Origin of the sequence: Roseomonas rosulenta, from assembly GCF_016106005.1 — a bacterium.
GTDB classification, from domain to species: Bacteria; Pseudomonadota; Alphaproteobacteria; order Acetobacterales; family Acetobacteraceae; genus Neoroseomonas; species Neoroseomonas rosulenta.
On the sequence record NZ_JACADR010000338.1, the window covers coordinates 1 to 4122 of the forward strand.

At 72.2% G+C, this 4122-nt stretch carries 7 protein-coding genes; 4 read left to right on the plus strand and 3 right to left on the minus strand.

Annotated elements, in window-relative coordinates; genetic code table 11:
- The 4 genes from HW578_RS23590 to HW578_RS23605 form a co-directional block, all read left to right on the plus strand.
- A partial coding sequence (locus HW578_RS23590) for an SH3 domain-containing protein (RefSeq protein ID WP_198373152.1) occupies nt 1-477 on the plus strand: 477 nt, incomplete at its 5' end.
- 44 nt (nt 478-521) lie between these two features.
- Complete coding sequence (locus HW578_RS28510) at nt 522-815, plus strand: SH3-like domain-containing protein (protein WP_198373153.1); 294 nt, start codon at nt 522-524, stop codon at nt 813-815.
- The gene (locus tag HW578_RS28515; protein ID WP_198373154.1) at nt 812-1105 is read left to right on the plus strand and encodes an SH3-like domain-containing protein; all 294 of its coding nucleotides are present in this window, start codon (nt 812-814) and stop codon (nt 1103-1105) included. The genes HW578_RS28510 and HW578_RS28515 overlap by 4 nt, the downstream gene beginning before the upstream one ends.
- Before the next feature lie 2 nt (nt 1106-1107).
- Entirely contained in the window at nt 1108-1689 is a 582-nt protein-coding gene (locus HW578_RS23605) for a nitrile hydratase subunit alpha (RefSeq protein WP_198373155.1), read from the plus strand.
- Here the strand turns inward: HW578_RS23605 and HW578_RS23610 are convergent.
- The 3 genes from HW578_RS23610 to HW578_RS23620 form a co-directional block, all read right to left on the minus strand.
- On the minus strand, nt 1646-2584 hold the full coding sequence (locus HW578_RS23610) for a transglutaminase family protein (RefSeq protein ID WP_198373156.1): 939 nt from the start codon (nt 2582-2584) through the stop codon (nt 1646-1648). The two genes, HW578_RS23605 and HW578_RS23610, sit on opposite strands and share 44 nt — an antisense overlap.
- An 89-nt stretch (nt 2585-2673) precedes the next feature.
- The gene (locus tag HW578_RS23615; protein ID WP_232479238.1) at nt 2674-3372 is read right to left on the minus strand and encodes a CBS domain-containing protein; all 699 of its coding nucleotides are present in this window, start codon (nt 3370-3372) and stop codon (nt 2674-2676) included.
- A gap of 95 nt (nt 3373-3467) precedes the next feature.
- Nucleotides 3468-3992: a dihydrofolate reductase family protein gene (locus HW578_RS23620; protein ID WP_198373157.1), complete on the minus strand. Its 525-nt coding sequence runs from the start codon at nt 3990-3992 to the stop codon at nt 3468-3470.
- Nucleotides 3993-4122 lie beyond the last annotated feature (130 nt).

Below are 4122 nucleotides of genomic sequence, written 5' to 3' on the forward strand. Positions count from 1 at the left end.
CCCGCCCCCGCCCCGCCGCCCGAGCCGCAGCCCTCGGTCGGGTCGGTCACCAACCTGCCGCTGCCGCGCTTCGCCGCCCTGCGGTCGGACGAGGTGAACCTGCGTGCCGGCCCGGGCACGCGCTTCCCGATCGAATGGACCTACCAGCGGCGCGAATTGCCGGTGGAGATCACCCGGGAATTCGAGCTCTGGCGCCGCATCCGCGACCCCGAGGGCACCGAGGGTTGGGTCCACCAATCCACCCTGATGGGCCGCCGCAGCGCCATCGTGCGCGGCGCGCCGAACAGCGAGACGGCCCTGCGCCGCCGGCCCGAAGCCGACAGCCCCCCCGTCGCACGGCTGCGCCCCGGCGTGGTTGTGCGCCTGCGCCAGTGCGAGCCCCGCAGCCCGTGGTGCGAGGCGCAGTCCGGCGAGTATCGCGGCTACATCCTGCGCTCCGAGGTCTGGGGCGTGACCGCCGATGAGGAAGTGAAGTAGCCCCCGCTGGACCGCATGGCGCCCGCCGGCCTAACCTTCCCGCCATGCCAGACGATCGCCCGATCCCCGCCATCCATGACATGGGCGGCATCGCCCGCTTCCACTGCACGCCGGTCGAGCACGACGAGGCGCCGCCCGACGCCTTCGGCAAGCAGGTCGACGCTCTGCGCCAGGTGCTGGCGCAGAAGAAGCTCATGACGGTCGACGAGCTCCGCCGGGGGATCGAGAGCATCCCGGAGGGCGAGTATTTCGTGCTCGGCTACTACGAGCGCTGGCTGCGCTCGATCGCCGGGCTGATGGTCGAGAAGGGCCTGGTGGACAAGGACATCCTGCCATGAGCGAGCCCGCCCGCTTCGCCCCAGGCGCGCAGGTGCGCGTGAAGGACGACTGGCCGGAGCGCCGCGGCCCCTGCCACATCCGCACGCCGCACTACATCCGCGGCCGCACCGGCACGGTGGTGCGCCCGCTTGGCGCCTTCCCCAACCCCGAGGACCTGGCCTTCGCCCGCCCGGCGCCGAAGCGCAACCTCTACCATGTGCTGTTTGCGCAGGAGCCGATCTGGCACGAGGGCAAGCCCAGCGACACGGTGATGGTCGAGGTCTTCGAACACTGGCTCGAGGAAGCATAGCCATGGCCGCGCCCCCACGCCCCGAGAGCCTCGCCCTGCTCGACCGCCTGATGGCGGCGCTCGAGGCGAAGGGCGTCGTCACCCAGGCCGAGATCGCCGAGCGCCAGGCCAATACCGACAAGGCCAGCCCCGAGACGGGCGCGCGCATGGTCGCCAAGGCCTGGACCGATCCGGCCTATCGCGCGCTGCTGCTGTCGGACGGCAAGGCGGCGGCCGAGCAGATGGGTGTTTCCATGGCCGGCGCGCCGCCGCTCGGCGTGCTCGAGAACACCGCCACGCGGCACCACCTGGTGGTCTGCACCCTTTGCTCCTGCTACCCGCGCGCGGTGCTGGGCTATCCGCCCAACTGGTACAAGTCCTTCGCCTATCGCTCGCGTGCCGTGCGCGAACCGCGCGCGGTGCTGGCCGAATGGGGGCTGGCCCTGCCCGACAGCGTCGAGGTCCGCGTGGTGGACAGCACCGCGGACTACCGCTGGATGGTGCTGCCGATGCGTCCCGCCGGCACGGAAGGCTGGGACGAGGCGCGACTGGCGTCGATCGTCACGCGGGATTGCCTGGTGGGGGTGGCGGTTCCGGCCGCGTAGCAGGCGCCGGGTCATCGCCCACCCGCACTGTCACGTCCACATGCAGGCCGGCGAAATCCTCGGCCTTGCCGATATAGCCGCCGCCGACCGGCACCGCCTGTTCGGGCGTGCGCGTTGATCCCACGCGGATCAGGTTCTCCCCGGCGACCAGGCCATTGGTCGGGTCGTATTCCACCCAGCCGGCGCCGGGCACATAGACCGAGCACCAGGCATGGGTGGCGCCGCCGCCGACCATGCCCGGGCCGCTCCCGGCATCGTACAGGTAGCCGGTGACGAAGCGTGCCGCGAGGCCGAGCGAGCGCGCCGCCTCCATCATCAGCAACGTAAAGTCCCGGCAGGCGCCACGGCCGGTCTCGATCGTCGCCACCGGGCTGTTGGTGCCCTCGGCATCGCGCCCTTCATAGGCGAATTCGTCGCGGATCGCGCGCGTCATGGCCTCGAGCATCGGCAGGGTGCGCGTCTGGCCGCCCTGCGCGAGGAACCGCCGCGCCCAGGCATCGACGCGCCGCGCCGGGTCGGACAGCAGGCGGACGCGGAAATGCTCGAGGTCCGGCGCTTCCTCCGCAGCGTAGGAGAAGGGGAAGATCTCGACCGAGGGGTCGAGCGTCGCGCGCGGTAGCGCCGGCCCGGCCGGGTAGTGCGTCAGGTCGAGCGTCGAGACGATCTCGAGATGATCGGTCCGCTCCCCCTCCGCCCAGTCCAGCAGGCAGACCGAATTGCCGAAGACGTCATGCGCCCAGCGCGTGGCCGCCGGCGCCGGGCTGATCGACAGGGTCGCATCGTGCAGGCGCAGGTCGTGGCTGTCGCGCGGGCGCACCATGAGCCGGTGCTGCGCGAGCCCGACCGGGGCGTTGTAGTCGTAGCGCGTGGTGTGGCGGATGCGGACGCGGGCCATGCGGCAAGTCCCCGGGGGCGGTTCGGGCGGGGAGAGGCCCGCCCGGCGGCATCCTAGCGCGCAATCGCCCTGGGGTTGCTGCGCCGCGCCTACACCCCGCCGTAGATGAACACCGGCATGGGCTGGGTGTCGTCCACCACCGCCTTCACGCCCGGCACGTTCTCGGCCAGCACGCGCAGCGCCTTCTGCACCGCGTCGGACCGGCGGAAGCCGTGGAAGGTGACGGTGCCGTCCTTGACCTCGACCATGGTGTAGAAGGTGTCGGTCCAGGGCTCCTTCTTCATCGACGCCATCACCGCGCGGCGCACGCGCTCGTCCGAGAGTTCCGCTTCCTCGTGCGGCGGCGAGACCAGCGCGCGCAAAAGGTCGGCACGGCTGACGATGCCGCGCAGGCGGTCGGCCTCGGTCACCACGACGCGGCGGATGTTCTGCTTCTCCATCATCTGCGCGACATGCGCGGCGGTGGTCTCCGGCGTTACGCTCACGACCTTCTCGGTCATCAGGTCCTTGGCGGTCACGCCATGGGTGCGGGCGAAGCGCTCCGCCTGGCTGGCCGGGTCGGCGAACAGGGAGGCGAACCAGGAGGCCGGCTTGTCCTCCTCGCCCGCCAGGCGGCGGATCAGGTCGGCTTCCGTCACGATGCCGAGCACCTTGCCTTCCTTGTCCACCACGGGCACGGCCGAGATGCCGCGGTCGGCGAGCAGCCTGGCCATGGCCATGACCGGCGTCTCGGGCGGCACGGTCACGACGTCGGGGGTCATCAGGTCGCGGGCGAGAAGGCCGGTCATCGGGGAGGTCCTCCGGGGTCAACAAGTGCAGAATACCGCCGCTGCGGCACCCTCGCCTTGCGTCAGATCAACAACGCCGAGGCTGCGGCCGTGGGTCAGGCGGCGCGATAGGTCAGCGCCAGCACGCCGTTCGGATACGGGCGCGCCGCGTCGAGCTGCCAGCCGCGCCCCGGCCCGTCGCCGGCGAAGAGCCTGAGCCCGGCCCCCAGCGTGACCGGCATGACAAAGAGCTCGAGGCTGTCCACCAGCCCCTGCGCGAGGCAGTGCTGCGCCAGCACCGCGCCGCCCAGCAGCCAGATATCGCCCGGCGTCCCGGCACGCAGCCGTGCGAGCACCGCCGCCGGATTGCCCGATGCGGCCTCGACGCCCGCCGGCGGATCGCGGTCGAGCGGGCGGTTCGTCATCACCACCACGCGCTTGCCGGCATAGGGCCAGTCGCCGAAACCGCGCGCCTGGTCGTAGGTGGTGCGCCCGGTCAGCACGCTGCCGACCTGCGCGAGGAAGGCGTCCATGCCGTAGTCCTCGGCCTCGAAGGGCGCGAGCCAGCCGACCCCGCCCGCGGCATCCGCCAGGCAGCCATCGAGCGAGATGGCGGCATAGAGCCTGACCCGCCCGCTCATGCGCCGCGCCGCCATTGCGCGCGCACCGCGCGCACCCGGCCCAGCAGCGTTGTCCCCGTGCCGGCCAGCATGGCGCGCAGCGCCGCCGCGGCGCCACGGAGCGCGCCCTTCGCCTCGGCCATGCCCCGCC